We start from the raw sequence: 21,353 nt of genomic DNA, 5'->3' as shown, positions 1-21,353 counted from the left end.
GCAGTGTCGGACGCCTGCCGCGCTGCGGTATCGGCCCCCTGCCGCGCTGCGGTATCGGGCGCGTGCCGCGCCGTGGTCTCGTTCGCCTGCCCGATCTTGCCCACAGCCGCTCCCCTGCCTCAGTTCGTACTGAGCAGAAAGGCTAGCGGTCCCAGCGTGACGAAGACGCCGACGACCACCGCGATCACCGTGCTCAGCACGTCATCGGTCCGGCGCAGAATCCGGACCAGGGCGACCAGACCGAGGATCACGATCATCGCCAGGGCCAGCGCCACCCAGGGCAGCATCTCCCACATGCGCTCGAAACCCTTGAACAGCAGCATGCCCGCCACGGCCGCGCCGGTGCTCTGTCCGCCCAGGATCAACCACTGCCGGCGGTTGGCGTCGAACTCGGCCTTGCGCGCGACGCGGGACGAGCGGCGGCGCGCGGCGGCCCGGCCCGGCTCGCGCTCCTCGTGCTCGTCGAGGTCGTCGTCGTCCTCGTCGACCAACTCGACCGGCTCGTAGAAATCGGTCTTGCCGTCGTAGATGTCGAGTTCGTCCTCGTGCGGCGCGGCATCGCGCTTCGAACCGCGTTTGCCTCGACCGGCATTCGCGCGTTCGGCTCGCTCGACCCCGTCCCGGAGCAGATCGCCCGCGACGGTCTGGCCGGAGAGCAACTGCTGGTCCTGGCTGGCCAGCGACCACGCGGCGGTCGGCAAGCCGCCGGACTCCGGGCCGAGGTCCTCGGGTTCCGGCGCGGCGGGTTTGTGTCTTCGCGCCGACCAGGCGGGTAACGCGCGCTCGCCGTTGCGCTGGTTGGATCTTCGTTCCAGCTCCGGCTTGGGTTCGGGGGTCGGCGCCCACGGCGCGGCGGTCCTGGGCTCGGGCGGCGCCTCGGCCGCGAAACCGTTCCAGGCGGCGGTCGACGGCCCGGCCTCGAGTTCGTCGGCTTCCGCGGCACGCCGACGCGCGGCTCGGCCGCCCGCACCGTTGCGGGGCTGCCTGCCGTTCGTGCCCGCCAGGTCCGGCAGCCCGCTGCTCGCGGCACCCGGCTCCGGGCCGAGATCCCGCAGCGGCGGGCGCACCTCGGTGGTCTCTTCTTCCGGCTCGGCATGCCTGCGCCGGCGACCGGACCGCGTCGAGGACTCCTCGGCGGGCGGGACCGCATACGGATTGGGCGAGGGCGCATACGGATTGGGCGAAGGCGCGTACAGCTCCCCGACCGGCGTGCTCGGCGAGAGCGGATCGGCCGCGGGCGTGTGCCGCGACGACGGCATCTCCCGTCCGGGCATCACCCGATTCGAGCGACCGGGCGGCGGATCGTCCTGCGGTTCCGGCTGGGCGTACGCGGCGAGCGGGTCGTACATCGAGATCGGGCCCGACATCGGCGAATACGGTTCCGGCGACGGCGCATACGAGACAGGTTCCGGCGCGGGCGGCTCGTACGACGGCGTCTCGTAGACCGGCTCGTCGGCCGCGTCGTCCGGTGCGGCATGCGACGACTGGCCGCTGCCGATGGCGGGCATGTCACCGGTCAGCTCGGCCACCGAGATGCCCCGGCCGCCGCGGCGGCGCCTGCCGCCGCCGGCCGACGACGCGCCCTGCTGCCCGTTACGGGCCAGCAGCTCGGCGACCGATAGCTGCTTGGAGTCATCGCTCATGACGAAACCGTTCCTATCGGCCCAGATAGCGCCACCCCATCGCCGGGCGCCGGGCGGCCGCTGTCGGTCGCCGGGCCCGGTATGGCTGTCGCTCGGGGTCCGCCGTTCATGTCGGTATCCAGTTTGCGCAGGATCAGCCCTTCCCGCAGCGCCCACGGACAAATCTCGAGGGACTCCAGCGATAGTGCCCGCATACTCGCCTCCGCGATCAATGCGCCAGCCACCAATTGCTGTGACCGATCGGAACTTACGCCTTCCAATTCTGCACGGTCGGCGGCCGTCATTCGCGAGATGAACGCAATCAGTTGGCGCAGACCTGAGCTGGTGAGTGTACGACGCACCCGCGGCCCCGCCGCAGAGGGTGCGGCGCCGGTCAGCCGGGCCAGCGAGCGGAAGGTCTTCGAGGTGCCCACCGCCAGGTCCGGTTTTCCGGCGTCGATCAGCTGTTTCGCGGGCAGCGCGAGCTCCGCGTCGAGCCAGTCGCGCAGCACGTTGACCCGGCGCTTACCCGGCGGGTCCTCGCGCAGCCACTCTCGGGTCAACCGTCCGGCCCCGAGTTGCAGCGAGAGCGCGACATCGGGTTCCTCGTCGCCGCCGTTCGTCATTTCCAGCGAGCCGCCGCCGATGTCGAGGTTGAGGATGCGGCCCGCGCTCCAGCCGAACCAGCGCCGCACCGCGAGGAAGGTCAGCCTGGCCTCGTCGACACCGGTGAGCACCTGCAGATCGACGCCGGTCTCGGCGCGGACACGCCCGAGCACCGCTTCGGAATTGGTGGCTTCGCGCAGCGCCGAGGTCGCGAACGGCATCAGCTCGACGCACCTGGAAGTCTCGGCGATGCTGGCGAATTCGGCGACGGTCGCGATGAGCCGCTGGGCGCCGGATTCGGTGATCCGGCCCTCGTCGTCCATGTTTTCCGAAAGCCGTAGCGTCGCCTTCGTGGAGCTCATGGGCATGGGGTGACCGCCCCGGTGCGCGTCCACCACGAGCAGGTGGACGGTATTGCTTCCGACGTCGAGTACCCCTAGCCGCACAAGAACACGGTACTGGAGTCGGCCACCCCTTCAGGCCAAGCCGGTGAACTGTTAGCGTCTGGCAGTGTGACGGTAGGCGCATCAGCCAATGACTCGGCCCGGCCCCGACCTGCGGGAAAGATCGATCCGAGCCCCGAGGTGGATCTGGATTTCCCGCGCGAGTGGATCGAGTTCGTCGATCCAGCAAACGATGAGCATCTCATCGTCGCCGATCTGACCTGGCTACTGTCGCGCTGGACGTGTGTCTTCGGCACCCCGGCATGTCAGGGCATCCTGGGCGATCGGCCCGACGACGGCTGCTGCTCGCACGGCGCGTTCCTTTCCGACAAGGACGATCGCAAGCGGCTGCAGAACGCTGTGAAAATGCTCACACCTGCGGATTGGCAGCTGATGGGCGAGGCGACCGACGCCGCGGGCAAGGTCACCAAGAAGGGCTATCTGGAGCTCGACGAGCTCGAGGACGAACCCGCGTTGCGCACCCGGCGCTTCGACGGCGCCTGCATCTTCCTGAACCGGCCCGGCTTCGAAGGCGGGGTGGGCTGCTCGCTGCACACCATGGCGCTGCGCCGCGGCATCGAGCCGCTGGAGGTCAAACCGGACGTGTGCTGGCAACTGCCCATCCGGCGCACCCAGGATTGGGTGGACCGCCCCGACGGCGTGCAGATCCTGCGCACCACGATCACCGAATACGACCGCCGCGGCTGGGGCCCGGGCGGCGCCGACCTGGACTGGTACTGCTCGGGCTCGCCGGACGCGCACGTCGGCAGCCGACCGGTCTGGCAGTCCTACGGCCCGGAGCTGAAAGAACTGCTCGGCGCGCCCGCCTACGAGGAACTGTCCAGGCATTGCCGGCGCCGAGAAGGGCTGGGGCTCATCGCGATTCACCCCGCGACCGTGCACGCCGATCGGCTGAAGACCGATCAGCCCGCCTAGCTCCGGTTTTCGCTACAGCGACAACTGATCTCGGATGCACATGGGTAACTCGCCGGGTACCGGCTGACGTGCACAGCACGCCGAAGTGGCCGGCGGGTGAAGGCACCGCGAAAAACGAGTCACTCGAATCGAGGTGTGCATTACGTTCATGTGGAGGGAGTGCGCTCGTCACCTGTTTAGGGTTTGATGTGCGGTCATGTCCAAGAAAGTTCTGACCATTGCGGCCGTTGCCGCAGGCGCAACGCTTTGCCTCACCGGTGTCGCCAACGCGGAGCCGAACGGCGACCCCGCCAAGTACTTCGATGTCACCACCAATTTCGTGCCGGCCAACACCCCCGAGGCGCTCGGCGCGGCGGCCGCGGGCAAGAGCGTGATCATGAGCCCCTACGGCACCGCGCGCACCATCGCGTGCCGCGGCACCAGCCCCGCGGACATCTACGACTGCCTGCAGGAAGACGATTTCGGGTGGATCACGTTGAGCAAGGTCGACGTGCCCGGCGTCGGCCCCACCTGGACCTACCTCGGCCAGCCCGCCGAGGGCGCCTGAACCGCACGCGCGACACGAACCCCTGTGCACCCGTGCACAGGGGTTCGTTCTTTGCGTCCTGCCCTAGGCCTCGAGCTTGTAGCCCAGGCCACGCACGGTGACCAGGTGTTCCGGCTTCGCCGGATCGGCCTCGATCTTCGACCGCAGCCGCTTGACGTGCACGTCGAGGGTTTTGGTGTCGCCCACATAGTCGGCGCCCCAGACGCGGTCGATCAGCTGGCCACGGGTCAGCACGCGGCCGGAATTGCGCAGCAGGTATTCGAGCAGATCGAATTCCTTCAGCGGCAAGGTGACCGGCTTGCCGTTCACCAGCACGGTGTGCCGGTCCACGTCCATCCGCACGGGGCCCGCCTCCAGCACGCCGCTCTCGTTGCCGCCGTCCAATTCGTCGCCCGCGCCGCGGCGCAGCACGGCCCGGATACGCGCGATGAGCTCGCGCGCCGAGTACGGCTTGGTCACGTAGTCGTCGGCGCCGAGCTCGAGCCCGACCACCTTGTCGATCTCGCTGTCGCGCGCCGTCACCATGATCACCGGCACGCCGCTGCGGGTGCGCAGCTGCTTGCAGACATCCGTGCCGCTCATGCCGGGCAGCATGAGATCGAGCAGCACGATATCGGCGCCGGACCGATCGAACTCGGCGAGCGCGGACGGGCCGTCACCGACCACGGTGACCTCGAAGCCCTCCTTGCGCAGCAGGAACGCGAGCGGATCGGCCAGCGACTCCTCATCCTCGACGATCAACACACTCGTCATCTGCGTGCCTCCACACCATTGGGTCGGCCCGGCCCCGTGGGGCGCGGGCTTGTTTCTCTCGTGCTCACCGTCGGTCCGGCGGAATCCTCTTCTCCGTCGGTCTCGTGGTGGGCAGGTATTCGCAGCGTGAACGTCGAGCCCGTGCCCAGCTTGCTCCACAGGGTGATCTCACCGTTGTGGTTGGCTGCCACGTGCTTGACGATAGCCAGGCCGAGCCCGGTCCCGCCGGTGGCGCGCGAGCGCGCCTTGTCCGATCGGAAGAAGCGCTCGAACACGCGCTCCTGGTCTTCTTTGGCGATCCCGATGCCGCGATCGGTCACGGCCATCGCGACATGATCGCCGCGCAACGAGCGGCTGACCGACACGTGCGAACCGGCCGGTGAGTACGCTATCGCGTTCTCGACCAGATTGGACAGGGCTGTGACCAGCAACGTTTCGTCGCCGAGCACCTCGAGCCCGCTCGGACGGTCGGTGCTGACGGTGATGCCGGCGGCCTCCGCGGCGGTCCGCGAGCGGTCCACCGCCTGCATAACGACGGTGTCCACGTCGACCACCTCGAGCTCGGGCAGCTTCTCCGCGCCCTGCAGCCGCGACAGCGCAATGAGTTCGGTCACCATTTTCCCGAGACGCCGTGACTCACCCAACACCCGCTGGCCGAAGTGCCGGACCGCCTCGGGGTCGTCCGCGGACTCGAGCATGGCTTCGGCCAGCAGGCTCATCGCGCCGACCGGGGTCTTGAGCTCGTGACTGACGTTGGCCACGAAGTCGCGCCGCGTCGCCTCCATCCGCGCCTGTTCGGAGTCGTCGTCGGCGAACAGCACGGTGAAGTTGGTGTCCTCGCGCGAGAGCTGACGGGCGACGCCGCGTACGGCGATCCGGCCGCGGCCGGGCACCGGATTCTTCGCGGTGAGATCGAATTCGGCGGACTCGCCGGTGGCGAGCACCTTCTCCACCGCGGTCCAGGCGCGCTCGTCGAGCAGTCGGTTGCGGACCAGGCCGAGTTCCTCGGCGCGCGGATTCACCAGCACCACGTCGCGGTACTCGTCGACGACGGCGATGCCGCTCTCGGAGGCGAGCACGATCAGGTCGAGCACCTGCGACATGGTCAACCCCGAGTCGGCCTGCCTGCGGGCGGCCTGCCGGGCGTTCATATAGGGAATCAGTAGCCCGCCGACTGCCAGCCCTACGACAGCCGCCAGGACTGCCAATAGCACCGCCTGCGGAACACTCACCTTTGAATCGTACGGTCGCGGAAGGTTCAACTATCGCGGGGTGCGCGATGTTTCGCGCAGGTCATAGCGCCTTCCGGCCCTGTTCGCCCCTTGTTTACGCGCCGTTCTCATCCGGCCCGCGCCCGGTGTGTCAGTCCACGTCCTCGCCCGCCATGGCCGCGTTCACCGCGCGGCCGTGTTTGTCCACCCAGTCGCCGAGCGCGTAGATCGGGGTGAGGAGGTCGCGGCCCGCCGCGGTGAGCTCGTACTCCACCCGCGGCGGCGCTTCGGCATAGCGGTGACGTGCGACGAGGGTCATCCGTTCCATCCGACGCAGGGTCTGGGTGAGCATCTTCTGGCTGATCCCGCCGATGGCGGTGCGCAGGTCGCCGGGACGCATCGGCCCCGCGCGCAACATGTAGACGACCACCGGTAGCCAGGAGTTGCCGAAGACGTCGACACCCATCCGGGCCGGGCAGTCGGACTCGAAATCGCCGTAGGGCGCGAACTCCACCTGGTCGGCGGTGATCGGCTCGGCGGGCACGGCGGTCATGTCTTCAGCTTGCCACCGCCGTCGCGCACCCGAGGGTGCCTATCGGAGTTCCTACCGTCGGTGCCGAAGACATCGCTGACTAGGAGTTGAGATGCGAATCGGAATCATCGGAGCCGGAGCCATGGCGCGCGCGCTCGGCGGCGGCTGGGTCGCGGCGGGCCACGAGGTACTGGTCGGCGCGCGATCGGCCGCGGCCGCACAGGAATCGGCGGCGGCGATCGGGGCGCAGGGCGGAAGTGTCCGCGCCGCAGCGGAATTCGGTGACGTGGTGCTGCTCGCGCTGCCGGTGGACGCGCTGGACGAGGTGCTGCGCCCGCTCGCCGGGCTGCTCGCCGGGCGCACGCTCGTCGACTGCACGAACGCCTTCGCGCCGGACACCGCCGCACCCACCGGTGCGGCGGGCTTCGTGCTCTCGGAAGCGGCTGTCGCCGAACGTATTGCGGCGATCGTCCCGGGCGCGCACGTGGTGAAAGCGTTCAACATGTGCGCGGCCGAGGTCTGGGCCGCCGAGGCGCGCGTGTTCGACGGGCGCAGACTGGCGGTGCCGCTGTGCGGCGACGATCCCAGGGCACTCGCCCAGGTCACCGCTTTGACCGAAGACCTGAAACTGCAACCCATTCCGGCAGGCGGCCTGCACCGGGCGAAATATCTGGAGGCAGTCTCGGTCTTCACCGTCGGCCTGTGGTTCGCGGGACATGATGCGCGCGCGGCCTTCCCGCCGCTGGCGGCCGCGTTCGCGGTCGTGGACTGACCGAGAAAACCCGGCCTGAGCATGCACTATCAACCCATACTCCGCGAATTCGAGCTTCGATGCGCGATAGGTGCACGCTCAGACCGGGTTACGGTTTACCAGCCCGGATTTCCGCGCACCGGGATATTCACGAAACTCGGCTGATTCGGATCGAGCAGCAGGTGCTGGGGCCGCAGTTCGCTGTCCACCACCAACGGCATCGGGGCCAGGCCGCGCGGGAAATTGCCCGCGTAGACGTCGACGCGCAGCCGGTGCCCCGGTTGCAGCACCGCCTCGATGCCCGGCACCGAAATGTCCAGTGCCGTCGGCTCGCCCGGTACCAGCGGCTGCCTGCTGTCCAGCGACAGGTCGGGCACCGGGTCGGTGTAGTCGCCGTTGGCCGACCGGGTGCTGCGCGCGTCATCGATGGCGCGCAGCGAGGACACCAGCTGGCCCGAAGACAGCACCGTCGAATAGCCGTCGGGGCCGACATCGTTCACCGTGACGTTCCAGTAGCCGTCGGTCGCGTCGTGCACCGTGTTGAGCCGGACCGCGATCGGGCCGGAGATGCTGGTCGGCTCCGCGACCGGGGCGCTGGTGAAGGTCAACGCGTTGAGCTCCTGGATCCGCGCGTCCTTGCTGCACCCGTCGATGATCGAGGTGACGCCGGCGCTCTCCTGCGCCATGTCACGCGAGCACAGGCCCGTCAAACCCGGTGCGACGGTGAGCCGATCGACGCTCGGGCTCGGCTGGGTGTACAGCGAACCGTCGTGCACGCCGGCGCCGGCCCCGCTCGCCGCGGCGGACAGATACATCCGCCGATGCTCGGCGCCGGGCTGCGGGAAGGAAGGCGCGGTGATCCACCCGCCGCCCTGCTGCTTCAGTGTCACCGGGCCGAATTCGTCGATCCCGTTGTCGATTCCCTTGAGCCACTTGTCGAACCAGGCGCGCTGCAGCACGTCCATCCGCGGCGGCATACCGGGTTTGCCGGACTCGTTGCCGTTGCTGATGTGGTAACCGTCGCCGACGAGCAGTTGCTTCCGGCCCGGTGGCAACTCGAGCCGCCGGTACACATCGGCCTGCGAGTTGACGAACACGTCGTGCCAACCGCCGCTCACGAAGGTGGGCACGGTGATTCGGCTCGGGTCGTTCTCCCAGGCCTGCCGGAACGGGCTGTCGGAGTGCAGCAGAGTCTGCACCTTCGGATCGAGCTGATCGATCTCCGGGGTGATCAGAATGTTCACCAGCGCATCGATGAAGGTGAACGGATCCGCGAGCCGGTCCATCAGCCACTTGTTGTCGAACTGCCCGCGCAGCGCCGACGCCAGGTCGGGCACCAGCTTGCCGCCGTTCACCGCGAGCAGCCAGGCGGGCATGAAGGTGATGCCGATGCCGCCGCCGGGTGCGACCAAGTCGCGGAACGGGTTCCGGCTCGGCACCACCGGGAACAGCGCCTTCAGCGCGGGCGGGTGCTTGGCGCCCGCTTGCAGCTGGTTGAGCCCGGAGTAGGAGACGCCGTTCATCCCGATATCACCGGTCGACCACGGCTGCCGCGACGCCCAGTCGATCACCTCGACGCTGTCCTGCTGCTCGCGTTCGCGCAGCAGATCCCAGATGCCCTGGGAGAAGCCGGTTCCCCGAACGTCGACCACGACCTGGGTGTAGCCGCTCTTGATCAGCTGCCGGTCCACCGTGAAATTGCGGAGCAGACCGCCGCCGAGCGCCTTGGTCAGGTCGGTGACGCCGGAAAACGGTGTGCCGGAGAGGTCGACGTCGCGCGCCACCTGCATCACCGCGTCCGACAGCCACGGGATCGAGATCATGCTGTCGGCGATCATCGAGCCGAGCTTGGTGTAGGGCGTCATGTTGACGATGGTCGGCGTCGGGGTCGAAATCGGTTGTCCCGCAGCGTCGGCCGGGTGGTAGACGTTCCCCTTGAGCACCGTGCCGTCGCTCATGGTGATCGGGACGTCCCATTCGATGAACACATTCGGGTACTGCTGCGGACCGTCCTCGGTCGCGGCCCACGCCGCACCGGTCGCTCCGCCGTCCGGGCCGACCGGGCTCGCGGTGGCCGAGGGCGAAAGGAAGGGGGCCAAGGCCACCGCCGCGACGGCCACCGCCGCGGTTCGGAGCGCATACCTCATTGAATCCACTCTCTTAGGGGAACGAATGCTCTCTAACTAGGGGAGGGAAGCAGGTACCGACCGGTCCGCGGAGCGAAATCATGAAACTTCGTGCATGGTCACAAAGGCGCGCCCCACCGCACCGGCACGTTCTCGACCGACGAAAAAGCGCCTCCGCTCGAAATTTTCGAAGCGAAGGCGCTCTTTCGGATCTTCGGTCGTGACTACCAGCGCGGATTGCCGCGCACCGGAACATTCACGAAGCTCGGCCGATTCGGATCGAGCTGGACATGCTGCGGCTTGAAGCCGGTGTCGAGCAGCATGGGCAGGATCGGCAGACCCTTCGGGAAGTTGCCCGCGAAGACGTCGATCCGCAGTCGGTGACCGGGTTGCAGGATCGCCTCGGTGGCGGGCAGCGCGATATCCAGAGTGGTCGCCTCGCCGGGCACCGTCGGCTGCCGCCGATCCAGCGAGGTGAACGCGCGCGGATCGGTGTAGTCACCATTGGCCGAGCGGCTGCTGTTGGCGTCGTCGATCTCCCGTAGCGATGCCATGATCTGCCCCGAGGACAACACAGTGGACTGCCCATCCGGCGCGACATCGTTGATCGTGGTCACCCAGTAGCCGTCTGCCGCGTCCTGAACGGTGTTGAGCCGCACCGCGATCCGGCCGGAGATCGAGGTCGGTTCGGCGACCGGGGCACTGGTGAAGGTCAGCCCGTTCGTCTCCGCGACCCGCGAGTCCTTCGCGCAGCCATCGATGATGGACAGGATGCCCGCACTACCCTGCGCGGCGTCGTTGGAGCACAGGGTGGTCAGGCCGGGACCGACGGTGAGCCGGGCGGTATCGCCGTTCGCCGCCGCCGTCAGCGAACCGTCGTAGGCACTACTCGCGGTGCCACTGGGGTTGGCGGACAGGTACATCCGCTGATACGTCGGCTGCTGCGCACTCGGGTTCGCGGCTTCGGTCGGCGCGGCGAACGAGTCGGTGGTGATCCAGCCGCCGCCCTGCTGGCGCAGCGTGATCGGGCCGTACCGATCGATGCCGTTGTCGATGTCCTTGAGCCACTTGTCGAACCACGCGCGCTGCAGCACGTCCAGTCGCGGCGGCAGACCCGGCTTGGCGTACTCGTTGCCGGAATTGACGTGATACGTATTGCCCATCAGCAGCTGCTTCTGGCCCGCGGGCAGCGGAATCTCGTTGTAGATCTTCGATTCCGAATAGGTGAACAGGTCGTGCCAACCACCGGTGACGAAGGTCGGGATGTCGATCCGGCTCGGATCGCCCAGCCAGCCCTCGCGCGGACGCGACCCGGAGGTCAGCAGTTCCTTGGCCCGCGGATCGAGGTCGTCGATCCGTGCCGTGGTGTAGACGTTGAGCAGTACGTCCATGAACGTCAACGGATCTCGCACCCGATCGGCCAGCCACTGCGTGTCGAACTGCCCGTTGAGCACCGACGCCAGATCGGGCACCAGTTTGAGGCCGTTGATGGCGGTGAGCCACAGGGGGATGAAGTTGAAGCCGAAGCCGCCGCCCGGCGCGAGCACGTCGTTCACCAGGTCGCTGCCCGGCACCACCGGGAAGATCGCCTGCAACGCCGCCGGATGCTTCTCGGCGGCCTGCACCTGGTTGATGCCGGAATAGGAGATGCCGTTCATGCCGATGCGGCCGTTGGACCAGGGCTGGCGCGCGGCCCAGTCGATCACCTCGACGGTGTCCTGCTGTTCACGCTGGCGCAGCATGTCCCAGGTGCCCTGCGAGAAGCCGGTGCCGCGCACGTCGACGACCACCTGCGAGTAGCCGCTGCGGATCAGCTGCCGGTCGACGGTGAAGTTGCGCAACTCGCCGCCGGCGAAACCCTTTGTCAGGTCGGTGATCCCGGACAGCGGGGTACCGGTGAGATCGATCGAGCGGAGCAGGCCGAACAGCGCGTCGGACAGGCCGGGGATGGCCTGCGCGTGGTCGGCCAGGTTCGACACCAGCTTGGTGTACGGCGTGAGGTTCACCACCGTGGGCGTCGGGGTATCGATGGGCCGGCCCGCGGCGTCGGCGGGGCGATAGACGTTGCCCTTCAACACCGTTCCGTCGCTCATCGTGATGGGGACATCCCATTGGATGTTGATGTTCGGGTACTGCTGCGGACCGTCCTGGGCCGCGGCCCAGGACGCGCCCGCGGCCCCGCCATCGGGACCGGTCGGCGTCGACGCGGCGGAGGCGCCGCTACTGAGGAAGGGGACGAGCATCGCCGCGGCAACTGCCGCGACTGTGACCCGCAACGCGTGCTTCATCGGACGTGATCCACCTCTCGGACTGGTCGAACGCCCAAAGTGTACATACCTACTTGTCGGTAATGACAAGGGGTAACAGGTAACCAATTCCGAATAGTGGTTCACATATAGCTACCGTTCGGCGTGAGTAGCGCCCAAAGCCCTGCTCGATGCGACCTCGCGCGAGCCCTACGAGCCAGAACACTCACTCACCGGCTAGCAGGTCGACCTCGCCAGTCCGCACTGGCAGCCAACGGGTAGCTGTGTCGCAAGACACTTTCGGCCGACACGGACTGTCGCACATCCGCAGCACTCCGGCAAGCCTGTAGCGATCTGCCGCCACCGTGAAACAGCAACGCGCTGCGTCCGATTCGGACGCAGCGCGTTGGAAGTCTCAGAGCTGTCGGCTATTTCCCGCCCTGGTTCGCGACGGCGGCGGCACCCGCGGCGGCCGCCTCGGGGTCGAGGTAGACGCCGGGACCGGTCGGGCGCAGGTTCTCGTCCAGCTCATAGCGCAGCGGAATGCCGGTGGGAATGTTCACACCCGCGATATCGGCGTCCGAGATCTGATCGAGGTGCTTGACCAGCGCGCGCAACGAGTTGCCGTGCGCGGCGACCAGCACGGTCTTGCCCGCGCGCACATCCTGCGAAATGGTCGACTCCCAGTACGGGATCATGCGCTTGACCACGTCGAGCAGGCATTCGGTCTTCGGCACCTCGATGCCCGCGTAGCGCGCGTCGCCGTCCTGGCTGTACTCGTCGTCCGGGTCGATCGGCGGCGGCGGGGTGTCGTAGCTGCGCCGCCACAGCATGAACTGCTCGTCGCCGTACTTGTCCCGGACCTGCGCCTTGTTCTTGCCCTGCAGCGCGCCGTAGTGGCGCTCGTTGAGCCGCCAGTCCCGCACCACCGGAATCCAGTGCCGGTCGGCGGCGTCCAGCGCGATGTTCGCGGTGTTGATCGCGCGGCGCAGCAGCGAGGTGTAGACGATATCGGGCAGGATGCCGTGCTCGGCGAGCAGTTCTCCCGCGCGTTTGCCCTCGGCGATGCCCTTGTCGGTCAGATGCACGTCCACCCAGCCGGTGAACAGGTTCAGGGCATTCCATTCGCTCTCGCCGTGGCGCAGCAGCACGAGGGTGTACGTCATGGGGCCCATCCTTCCATGGGTCGAGGAGCCGGTCGCAGCGTTCCCCCGCTGGTCCGAGCCCGGCCCGGGTCAGCCCGCCGCGTCGGCGGTGGCATGGTCCGCCGCGAGCACGCCCGCGCCGACCAGCGTGGCGCCGTTGGTCACCTCGGAGAGCACGACACTGATCTCGCGGGTGAAATCGAGGCGCGCGTGCTTGCGCAGCGCCGCGCGCAACGGATCCCACAGCGGCGCACCGGATTGCGCGAAACCCCCGCCGATCACCACCCGATCGACGTCGAGCAGCGCGCAAGCCGAGGCGATCGCCTGACCGAGTGCGGTGCCCGCGCGCTGCAGCGCCGCGAGCGCGATCCGCTCGCCCCGGCGCGCGTCCTCGGCCAGCTGCACGCCGGTGCTGCCCGGCCAGCCCTGTTCGACCGCCCAGCGCACCGACGACATTCCGCTGGCGACCGCTTCCACGCAACCGACGCCGCCGCACAGGCAGGGCACGTCCCAGCCCGGGACCACGATATGACCGATGTGACCGGCGTTGCCGGTGCGGCCGAGCAGCACCCGTCCGTCCGCGATGATCCCGCCGCCGATCCCCGAGGACACGGTGAGCGCCAACCCGTTCGGCACCCCGCGCAGCGCGCCGACGTGATGCTCGGCCAGCGCGAGGCAGGCGCCGTCGATGGCGAAGTGGATCGCGGCGCCGGGGAACAGCTCCCGCACCGATGCGACGATCGGGAAGCCGGCTTTCCATTCCGGGATGTTCAGCGGGCTGGTGACGCCGGTGCGCGTGTCCACCGGCCCCGCCGAGCCGATGCCGACAGCGGTGATCGTCGTCTCCCCCGCGACCTCGAGCAGCAGCGCGCGGCACGCCTCCCACACCGCCTCGGGCGGCACCTGGACCTGGCGCACCCCGCCCACCGTCCGGTCGGCCTGCGCGATACCCGCCGCGAACTTCGTCGCGCCGATATCGAGAGCGAGAACTGTCATCGGGCTGCCACCTTCATGATCGGAACCACAAGCGATTGTCACCCGCGCCCGGCACGGTCGCACCGTATCCGTGCCGATTGGCAAAGCATTGTGCAGCTCCGAATATCGTGCAGCGACGGCGCTCAGGGCTTGTCGGCGGCGTCCACCAGATGCTCGAAGGCGCGCAGGTTCTTCAGGGATTCCCCGCGCGAGACGCGCCACTTCCATTCCTTGCGAATGGATTCGGCGAAACCGAGTTCGAGCAGCACGTTGAAATCGGCGTCGACCGCCTCGAGGGTCTGGCCGAAGATCCGATCCAGCTCGTCGGCGGTGACCGCGTGCGTGGCGATCCGGCCGACCAGGTAGATGTCGCCGACCCGGTCCAGGGTGTAGGCCACGCCGTAGAGCCTGCGATTGCGACGCAGCAGGAACTTGTAGACGCCCTCGAAGTTCTCGTCCGGCTTGCGGCAGACGAACGACTCGATGCGCACGCCGTGCTTGCCGACGGTGAGCATGACCGTGGTCTTCAGTTTGCGCTCGCCGGGCAGGATCACGACGAAGGTCTCCGCGCCGGAGCGGCTGTATTCGATGTCCCGATCGCGCAGGGTCTCCTCGATCACCTGCACGGTGGCCTGCACCTCGGTCGCTCGCTCACCTGCACTCACTGACGTGCTCCCATCCGGCGCCGCCACAGCGCCCGCGATCTGGCCTGACCGGAGTCGAGGCTAATGCGTTCACCGGATACCCGTTCCCGGGTGTCGTCACGCACGAGACGTCCCGCGCCCAGCGCGGCCCGTTCCGCCCGGAAATCGTGCAGTGCGGCGGAGTAGCTGGTCAGCAGGCCTGCGGCGGTGTGTTCCCAGGAGAAGTTGGCGGCATGCTCGATCGCACGGGCACTCATCCGTTGCAGCCGCTCGGGATCGTCGAGCAGATAGCCAAGGGCGCCGGCCCAGTCCGGGGTGCGGTGGCCGGCCACGAGCAGCCCGGACTCGCCGTGGCGGACGGCGGTGCCGAGCCCGCCGACATCGGCGGCCAGCACCGGGGTACCGCTGGCCTGCGCCTCGATCGCGACCAGGCCGAAGGATTCGTTGTAGCTGGGCACCGCGACCAGATCCGCGGCCCGATAGACCAGCACCAGCCGCTCCGGCGGCTGCGGCGGCAGGAAGGTGACGCGGTCGGCGATGCCGAGCGCCGCGGCGAGTTCGATCAGCGCGTCGGGTCGCTCCAGGCCGCTGCCCGAGGGCCCGCCGACGATGAGCACCCGCAGGTTGCGCGCCCGCCCGGCGCGCAGCACCTCGGCGGCGGCGCGGACCAGCACGTCGGGCGCCTTCAACGGTTGGATGCGCCCGACGAACGCGACGATCTGCTCGTCGGCGGCCAGGCCGAGCGCAGCCCGCGCGGCCGCCTTGTCGCCGGGCCGATACCGGGACAGGTCCGCGCCCGGCGGCACGACATCGATACGTTCGGGTTCGGCGCTGTACAGCTCGACCAGCTGGCGCGCCTCGTCGTCGGTGTTGGCGACCAGCCGGTCCGCCTCGGCGATCACCTGCTTCTCGCCGATCTCCCGGGTCAGCGGCTCCGGACAGTCACCCTCCGCGAGGGCGGCGTTCTTCACCGCCGCGAGCGTGTGCGCGGTGTGCACCAGCGGCACCCGCCAGCGGTCCCTGGCCAGCCAGCCGACCTGGCCGGACAGCCAGTAGTGCGAGTGCACGAGGTCGTAGTAGCCGGGCTGATGCCTGGCCTCCTGCCGCAGCACCTCGGCGGTGAACGGGCACAGCTGAGTGGGCAGATCGCGTTTGTCGAGGCCCTCGAACGGGCCCGCCACCACATTGCGCACCAGCACGCCGGGGCCGGCCTCTTGCACGGGTGGGAGATTGGAGCTGGTGGCCCGGGTGAAGATCTCTACCTCGGTGCCGCGCCGGGCCAACTGCAATGCGGTCTGCAGCACGTAGACGTTCATGCCGCCCGCGTCGCCGGTACCGGGTTGCGCCAGTGGCGAGGTATGCACCGACAAGACGGCGACACGGTTCGGCCGTAGGTCCAGGCGGCGTTGACTCACACTATCCATAGTGCACGTTGCATTCCCCCGCTCAGAGCCCTCAGCCCGCCAAGTGAGAGCTATCACAAGCCTCCGGTGAACCGGCTCACAGTGCCGCGCCGCGCCTACCTGCGACGACTCCGCACGGTCCGGACAAACCGGAGCCAACTGGGGAAACGGCGGGCACGCGACGATCTCAGAGCCCGTCGGCGAACGCGCTCACCTCGGCCACGAAACGCGCCCGGTCCTCGATGAACAAGCCGTGCTGGGCGCCCTCCCAGTACGAGGTGCGCGCATCGGGCACCGCCTCCGCGATGTAGCGGCCGTTCTCGATCGGCACCACCGGGTCCGCGGTGCCGTGCAGGACCAACACCGGAATATCAAGTGCCCGTAGGGTTTCGGTGTTGTCGACGGTGCGATAGAACAGCGCTTTGCGCACCGCGGGCACGGTGGCCAGGCTCGCGCCGAACAACCGCTGGGCATCGGCGCCCTTGTCCGCGCCCGGACCGGTGTTGGCGTTGCCGAACGCGCCGAACGCCTTCACCGCGCGCCCCGCGCTCTCCTCGAAGACGCCGGGCATCGCGGCCTGCATCGCGGTACCGACCGCGGCGCCCGGTACGCCGCGGCCCAGGTTGGCCGTGGCACCGGTGTAGATCACGCCCGCGAGCGCGCCGGTGCCGTAGGCGGTGAGGTAGTCGCTGAGCACGATGCCGCCGTAGGACCAGCCCAGCAGGATCGCGCCGGTGTCGATGCGTTCGGCCGCCAGCACGGCCGCGATATCGGCGGCCCAGTTCTTCGGGTCGTCGTAGCCGGCCGCAGGTACGTCGGAGTAGCCGTGCCCGCGCAGGTCGACGGCGATCACCCGATAGCGCGTCGCGAGCTCGTCCGCGGCCCGGCCCCAGCAGAGCAGGTTGGCCGACCAGCCGTGCAGGAGCAGCAGCGGTCGCGCGCTCGCCGGGCCGGTGACCCGATAGACGATGTTCGTGCCATCCGCGCTCACCACGCCCCGTATTGCCATGCGGCTCAGGCTAACGGTGATCCCCGCAACAGCCCCAGCGTCGGTCGCGAACCCGGCCCCTAGGATCGCAGCCATGAGTACTCGCACCGCCGTCGTCACCGGAGCCAGCTCGGGGATCGGGGAGGCCACCGCCCGGGAACTGGCGAAACAGGGCTACCACGTGGTGGTCGGCGCCCGCAGGCTCGATCGCCTGCAGCGGGTGGCCGACGAGATCGGCGGCACCGCACTGGAACTCGACGTCACCTCGGACGAGTCGGTGCGGGCGTTCACCGACGCGATCGAGCGGGCCGACGTGCTCGTCAATAACGCGGGCGGCGCCAAGGGGCTCGCGACCGTCGCCGACGCCGACCTCGACGACTGGCGCTGGATGTGGGAGACCAACGTGCTCGGCACCCTGCGCCTGACCAAAGCGCTGCTGCCCAAACTGATCGCCTCCGGCGACGGTCTCATCGTCACCATCACCTCGGTGGCCGCGTTCGTCGCCTACGACAACGGCTCGGGCTACACCTCGGCCAAGCACGCGCAGGCGGTGCTGCATCGCACGCTGCGCGGCGAGTTGCTCGGCCAGCCCGTGCGGCTCACCGAAATCGCGCCCGGCGCAGTGGAAACCGAGTTCTCCCTGGTCCGCTTCGACGGCGACGAAGACCGCGCGGCCAAGGTCTACCAGGGCATCGACCCGCTGGTCGCGCAGGACATCGCGGAGATCATCGGCTTCGTCGCCTCGCGTCCGTCGCATGTGAACCTCGATCAGATCATCGTCAAGCCGCGCGATCAGGCCGACGCCGGACGCTTCGCCCGCCGCGACTGAGCGCTATAGCTGAAGCGAATAACTCACTGCGCGTTCGACGTTCGCTGAGCATTTGCCCGGCCGACGCCGGTCGAGCGCGGCCGTTAGCATCGGGACTTCGACTGCCAGCTCACTCAGATCGGAGTTGTTCGCCTCATGCTCAAGGGGTTCAAAGAGTTCCTGATGCGCGGGAACGTCATCGACCTTGCCGTCGCCGTGGTGATGGGCACCGCGTTCACCACGGTGGTCACCTCGGTGACCAAGGGCGTCATCAACCCCCTGCTCGCCGTTTTCGGCAGCACGAATGAGCTGGGACTGGGCGTCCAGTTGATCGCCGGCAAACCCGCGACGTTCATTCAGATCGGCCCTATCATCACGGCCTTCATCAACTTCGTCGTCGTCGCCGCGGTGCTCTACTTCGTGCTGATGGTGCCGATGAAGACCATCAAGAACCGGTTCGGCACCACCAAAGCCGCCGAGCCCACCGAGACCGAACTGCTCATCGAGATCCGCGACCTGCTCGCCGAGCGCCACGACGAGGTCCGCAAACAGCGCGCGGCCGATCGCGCCGTCGAGGCCGAGGTCGACGGCGAGACCGCCGGGCGGCGCTGACCGCGTTCGGTCAGCGGGGCGGACCGGGCGCGACCGGGGTGGCCGAAACGACCGAGGTGGAGCCGTCCAGGGCGGACATGGTTTTCCAGGTCGCCCAGTCGATGGTCCAGTCGTAGAGGTCACCGTCGGCGGCGGAAAGCTGGATCGAGGTGCCCGTGACCTCGACCGGGTCGCCGTAGAGCGCCGTCGGGAAGTAGGCCTGCGCGTCGGCGGGCGAGAGATTGATGCAGCCGTTGGTGACGTTCGAAGACCCTTGGGCGGACAGCGATTCCGGGTTGGCGTGGATGAATTCGCCGTTGTTGGAGATGCGCACCGCCCAGCGTTCGCGCACGTTGGTGTAGAAGGGCGGATTCGACATCATGAAGTCTTCGTACTTCTCGGTGACCACGTGCAAACCCGAGCGGGTCACGTTGCGCGGCTCGTTGCCCTCGCCGTAGCTGACCGCGAAATCGAACACGGTCTTGCCGTCGCGGACCACCTGCATGCGATGGCTGGGCGCGTTGGCCTTCACGATCTGGCTGCGGCCGATCCGGAAATCCGTGGTCAGGTCGGTGTAGCCGTAATTGCCGCCGCCGAGGTCGAGGCCGTACAGCTTCGCCGAGACCTGCACCGTGGTACCCGGCGTCCAGTAGTCCTTCGGCCGCCAGTGCACGCGCGAACCGTTGTCGTCGGGGAACCAGGCCCACGCGCCCTCGGTGGGCGGATCGGTGGTGATGCTGAGTGCCTTCTCCACCGCGGCCTTGTTCTGCACCGGCGCCTTGAACTGCAGGATGATCGGGGCGGCGATGCCGACCTCCTGGTTGTCGGCGATGTTGATGGTCGCCGGGACGGTGTTCTTCGGCGCGAGCGTGCTGAACTTGCCGTCGATCGGGATCGGCTTGCGATCGGTGCCGATCGCGGTGCCCGACCAGGTGTAGGTCGCGTCGTAGCCGAGCGGCTCGGTGATCTTGTAGCTGCGCTTGTCCGGCGAGAACTCGCCCGCGACCTGTTTGCCGCTCGCGTTCGTGAGCGCGACCTGATCGATCGTTCCGTCGGTGATGGTGACCGAGACCGGCGCGGTCGGGTTGACGCTCTTTGCGTCGTTCTCCGGCGCCAGGGTGACCTTGGCGACCGGGCCGGGGTCGCGCGCCGCGTTCTGGCTGCCGCCGTTGTCGCCGGCGCATCCGGCCACCAAGGCGACCACGACGAACAGCACGGCCGCCACGGCGGCCACCGGTCTGCGGATCACTGGACGGTTGTTCACTTCTTCGAATTTACGCGGGCCGATTCGGTCGACCGTCCAGCGAAGCGTGTGGTGTCCGTTTCATCGCGTCACAGCTCGACGCCCACCGTGACCGGCTCCGGCTCCAGGCGGATGCCGAACCGTTCGGCCACGCCGTCGCGCACGGTCCGGGCCAGCTCCACCAGATCCGCAGCGGTCGCCGCGCCCCGATTCGTCAGCGCGAGCGTGTGTTTCGTGGACAGCCGGGCCGGGGCGCCGGAGCCCGGGAACCCCTTCGCGAACCCGGCCCGTTCGATGAGCCAGCCCGCGGAGAACTTGACGCCGTCGGGCGCCGGATAAGTCGGCACCGTGACCTCACCCACATGGGCCGCGATCGCGGCCCGCACCGCGGGCACCCGGTCGGCGGCGACCACCGGATTGGTGAAGAAGGAACCGGCACTCCAGGTGTCGTGATCGGCCGGATCGAGCACCATGCCCTTGCCCGCCCGCAGACCCAGCACCGCGTCGCGGACCTCGGCCGCAGGGCGCGACTCGCCGTCGGCGGCGCCCAGCCGCGTCGCGAGCTCGCCGTAGCGCAGCGGCGCGCTCATCCCCTTCGGGTCGAGCGCGAAATCGACCGCGAGCACCACGGCGTCGTCGCGATGCTTGAGCACGCTGGTGCGGTAGCCGAAGCCGAGTTCGTCGGGCGTGACCCAGCGGATCGCGCCGCTCGCCCGATCCAGCAGCTGGACCCGGCGCAGCAGTTGCGCCACCTCGGCCCCGTAGGCGCCGACATTCTGCACCGGGGTCGCACCCGCCGAACCCGGGATGCCGGACAGACATTCGAGCCCGCCGAGGCCGGCCGCGACCGTCGCCGCCACCACCGCGTCCCAGTTCGCGCCCGCCTCGGCGACCACCCCGTCCGCGCCCAGCTCGACGCCGTCGGTGGCGACCCGCACCACCACGCCGTCGAAGCCCGCGTCGCTGATCAGCAGGTTGGAGCCGCCCGCGAGCAGCAGCACCGGCACACCCGCCGCGTCGAGCGCGCGCACCGTCGCGACCAGCGAGTCGGTGCTGCGGCATTCGGCGACCGTGGCGGGCCCGCCGACCCGTAACGTGGTCAGCTCCGCCAACGGCACCGCGACGCGGATCCGAGCGCCCGTGGCAGCCAGCACATCCGACGGCACCACACGTGAAGTTCGCACAGGCAGACGGTAGCGTGTCCGACCATGGCTACACCGCTGGCGTACACGGCCCGCTACTCGCACCCCGCTGCCGCCGTGCGCGCGGCTTTCGCGAACGACCAGTACTGGAAAGACCGGGTCGCCGAGGTCGGCGGGCCGAACGCCCGGCTCGACTCGGTGACCGTCGACGGCGACCAGATCCGCATCCACCTGGTGCAGGCCATCGCCGCCGAACTGCTGCCCGCCGCGATCACCGCGGTGCGCCCCGGCGACCTGATCATCCCCCGCGTCGAGACCTGGACGGGCGACAACGCCACCTTCCAGGCCACCGTCGAGGGCGCGCCCGCCGAGGTGCGCGGCACCATCACCCTCACCGATGACGGCGCGGGCTCCACCGCCGCCGCCAACGGCACCATCGAGGTCAAGATCCCGCTGTTCGGCGGCAAGATCGAGAACGCGATCGCCGAACACCTCACCGAGGTCCTGAAGAACGAAGAAGAGTTCACCAACACCTGGCTCGAGTCGCACTGATCGACCGGTCCGTAACGGCCGCAAGGTCGTTGACGGTCGACCTCAGCTGACCTGAGACACACGGCCCACCCGTCGCCCGACCGCCGCCC

General features: G+C 68.7%; 20 protein-coding genes. 6 read left to right on the top strand and 14 right to left on the bottom strand.

What is annotated here, in order from left to right; genetic code table 11:
* Nucleotides 1–119: 119 nt before the first annotated feature.
* Nucleotides 120–1,643: a hypothetical protein gene (locus NBRGI_RS48765; protein ID WP_029899764.1), complete on the bottom strand. Its 1,524-nt coding sequence runs from the start codon at nucleotides 1,641–1,643 to the stop codon at nucleotides 120–122.
* Nucleotides 1,640–2,674, bottom strand: a complete 1,035-nt coding sequence (locus NBRGI_RS25600; RefSeq protein WP_029899763.1) for a Ppx/GppA phosphatase family protein — start codon at nucleotides 2,672–2,674, stop codon at nucleotides 1,640–1,642. Before NBRGI_RS25600 ends, NBRGI_RS48765 begins: the two co-directional genes overlap by 4 nt.
* Before the next feature lie 66 nt (nucleotides 2,675–2,740).
* Between NBRGI_RS25600 and NBRGI_RS25595 the strand changes: the two genes are divergently transcribed.
* Together NBRGI_RS25595 and NBRGI_RS25590 are read left to right on the top strand one after the other, a co-directional pair.
* Nucleotides 2,741–3,607, top strand: coding sequence for a hypothetical protein (locus NBRGI_RS25595; protein WP_081878226.1), 867 nt, complete (start codon nucleotides 2,741–2,743; stop codon nucleotides 3,605–3,607).
* 196 nt (nucleotides 3,608–3,803) lie between these two features.
* On the top strand, nucleotides 3,804–4,154 hold the full coding sequence (locus tag NBRGI_RS25590) for a hypothetical protein (RefSeq protein WP_029899761.1): 351 nt from the start codon (nucleotides 3,804–3,806) through the stop codon (nucleotides 4,152–4,154).
* A gap of 63 nt (nucleotides 4,155–4,217) precedes the next feature.
* Here NBRGI_RS25590 and NBRGI_RS25585 read toward each other — a convergent pair whose 3' ends face one another.
* The 3 genes from NBRGI_RS25585 to NBRGI_RS25575 form a co-directional block, all read right to left on the bottom strand.
* Complete coding sequence (locus tag NBRGI_RS25585) at nucleotides 4,218–4,907, bottom strand: response regulator transcription factor (protein ID WP_014988578.1); 690 nt, start codon at nucleotides 4,905–4,907, stop codon at nucleotides 4,218–4,220.
* Nucleotides 4,904–6,139: a sensor histidine kinase gene (locus NBRGI_RS25580; protein WP_029899760.1), complete on the bottom strand. Its 1,236-nt coding sequence runs from the start codon at nucleotides 6,137–6,139 to the stop codon at nucleotides 4,904–4,906. The genes NBRGI_RS25585 and NBRGI_RS25580 overlap by 4 nt, the downstream gene beginning before the upstream one ends.
* A gap of 130 nt (nucleotides 6,140–6,269) precedes the next feature.
* Nucleotides 6,270–6,671 (bottom strand): winged helix-turn-helix transcriptional regulator, encoded by a 402-nt coding sequence (locus NBRGI_RS25575; protein ID WP_029899759.1) that lies wholly within the window; start codon nucleotides 6,669–6,671, stop codon nucleotides 6,270–6,272.
* A gap of 91 nt (nucleotides 6,672–6,762) precedes the next feature.
* Here NBRGI_RS25575 and NBRGI_RS25570 point away from each other — a divergent pair, with 91 nt between their 5' ends.
* The gene (locus NBRGI_RS25570; RefSeq protein WP_029899758.1) at nucleotides 6,763–7,422 is read left to right on the top strand and encodes an NADPH-dependent F420 reductase; all 660 of its coding nucleotides are present in this window, start codon (nucleotides 6,763–6,765) and stop codon (nucleotides 7,420–7,422) included.
* Nucleotides 7,423–7,517: 95 nt separating this feature from the next.
* Here the strand turns inward: NBRGI_RS25570 and NBRGI_RS25565 are convergent, their stop codons facing one another.
* From NBRGI_RS25565 to NBRGI_RS25535, 7 genes are all read right to left on the bottom strand, one after another.
* Nucleotides 7,518–9,548 (bottom strand): CocE/NonD family hydrolase, encoded by a 2,031-nt coding sequence (locus NBRGI_RS25565; RefSeq protein WP_029899757.1) that lies wholly within the window; start codon nucleotides 9,546–9,548, stop codon nucleotides 7,518–7,520.
* Nucleotides 9,549–9,751: 203 nt separating this feature from the next.
* Nucleotides 9,752–11,815, bottom strand: coding sequence for a CocE/NonD family hydrolase (locus tag NBRGI_RS25560; RefSeq protein ID WP_029899756.1), 2,064 nt, complete (start codon nucleotides 11,813–11,815; stop codon nucleotides 9,752–9,754).
* Nucleotides 11,816–12,201: 386 nt separating this feature from the next.
* Nucleotides 12,202–12,939: a phosphoglyceromutase gene (locus tag NBRGI_RS25555; RefSeq protein ID WP_029899755.1), complete on the bottom strand. Its 738-nt coding sequence runs from the start codon at nucleotides 12,937–12,939 to the stop codon at nucleotides 12,202–12,204.
* A 69-nt stretch (nucleotides 12,940–13,008) separates the two neighbouring features.
* Complete coding sequence (locus NBRGI_RS25550) at nucleotides 13,009–13,914, bottom strand: ROK family protein (protein ID WP_029899754.1); 906 nt, start codon at nucleotides 13,912–13,914, stop codon at nucleotides 13,009–13,011.
* 122 nt (nucleotides 13,915–14,036) lie between these two features.
* Nucleotides 14,037–14,558, bottom strand: coding sequence for a YbjN domain-containing protein (locus NBRGI_RS25545; RefSeq protein WP_235211097.1), 522 nt, complete (start codon nucleotides 14,556–14,558; stop codon nucleotides 14,037–14,039).
* Nucleotides 14,555–15,961 (bottom strand): D-inositol-3-phosphate glycosyltransferase, encoded by a 1,407-nt coding sequence (gene mshA / locus NBRGI_RS25540; RefSeq protein ID WP_029899752.1) that lies wholly within the window; start codon nucleotides 15,959–15,961, stop codon nucleotides 14,555–14,557. Before mshA ends, NBRGI_RS25545 begins: the two co-directional genes overlap by 4 nt.
* A 166-nt stretch (nucleotides 15,962–16,127) precedes the next feature.
* Entirely contained in the window at nucleotides 16,128–16,949 is an 822-nt protein-coding gene (locus NBRGI_RS25535) for an alpha/beta fold hydrolase (protein WP_029899751.1), read from the bottom strand.
* A gap of 73 nt (nucleotides 16,950–17,022) precedes the next feature.
* Between NBRGI_RS25535 and NBRGI_RS25530 the strand changes: the two genes are divergently transcribed.
* Both NBRGI_RS25530 and mscL read left to right on the top strand, forming a co-directional pair.
* The gene (locus NBRGI_RS25530) at nucleotides 17,023–17,757 is read left to right on the top strand and encodes an SDR family NAD(P)-dependent oxidoreductase (protein ID WP_029899750.1); all 735 of its coding nucleotides are present in this window, start codon (nucleotides 17,023–17,025) and stop codon (nucleotides 17,755–17,757) included.
* Nucleotides 17,758–17,892: 135 nt separating this feature from the next.
* Complete coding sequence (gene mscL / locus NBRGI_RS25525; RefSeq protein ID WP_029899749.1) at nucleotides 17,893–18,348, top strand: large conductance mechanosensitive channel protein MscL; 456 nt, start codon at nucleotides 17,893–17,895, stop codon at nucleotides 18,346–18,348.
* 10 nt (nucleotides 18,349–18,358) lie between these two features.
* Here mscL and NBRGI_RS25520 read toward each other — a convergent pair whose 3' ends face one another.
* Nucleotides 18,359–19,591 (bottom strand): L,D-transpeptidase, encoded by a 1,233-nt coding sequence (locus NBRGI_RS25520; protein ID WP_029899748.1) that lies wholly within the window; start codon nucleotides 19,589–19,591, stop codon nucleotides 18,359–18,361.
* A 68-nt stretch (nucleotides 19,592–19,659) separates the two neighbouring features.
* Entirely contained in the window at nucleotides 19,660–20,739 is a 1,080-nt protein-coding gene (locus tag NBRGI_RS25515) for a UDP-N-acetylmuramate dehydrogenase (protein ID WP_029899747.1), read from the bottom strand.
* A gap of 39 nt (nucleotides 20,740–20,778) precedes the next feature.
* On the opposite strand from NBRGI_RS25515, the gene NBRGI_RS25510 reads away from it, so the two are divergent.
* Complete coding sequence (locus tag NBRGI_RS25510) at nucleotides 20,779–21,264, top strand: DUF2505 domain-containing protein (protein ID WP_029899746.1); 486 nt, start codon at nucleotides 20,779–20,781, stop codon at nucleotides 21,262–21,264.
* Nucleotides 21,265–21,353 lie beyond the last annotated feature (89 nt).

The organism is Nocardia brasiliensis IFM 10847, assembly GCF_000710915.1.
Classification (GTDB): Bacteria; Actinomycetota; Actinomycetes; order Mycobacteriales; family Mycobacteriaceae; genus Nocardia; species Nocardia brasiliensis_A.
The sequence above is the reverse complement of the archived record's forward strand: the minus strand, read 5'-3'. Positions and strand labels throughout refer to the sequence as shown.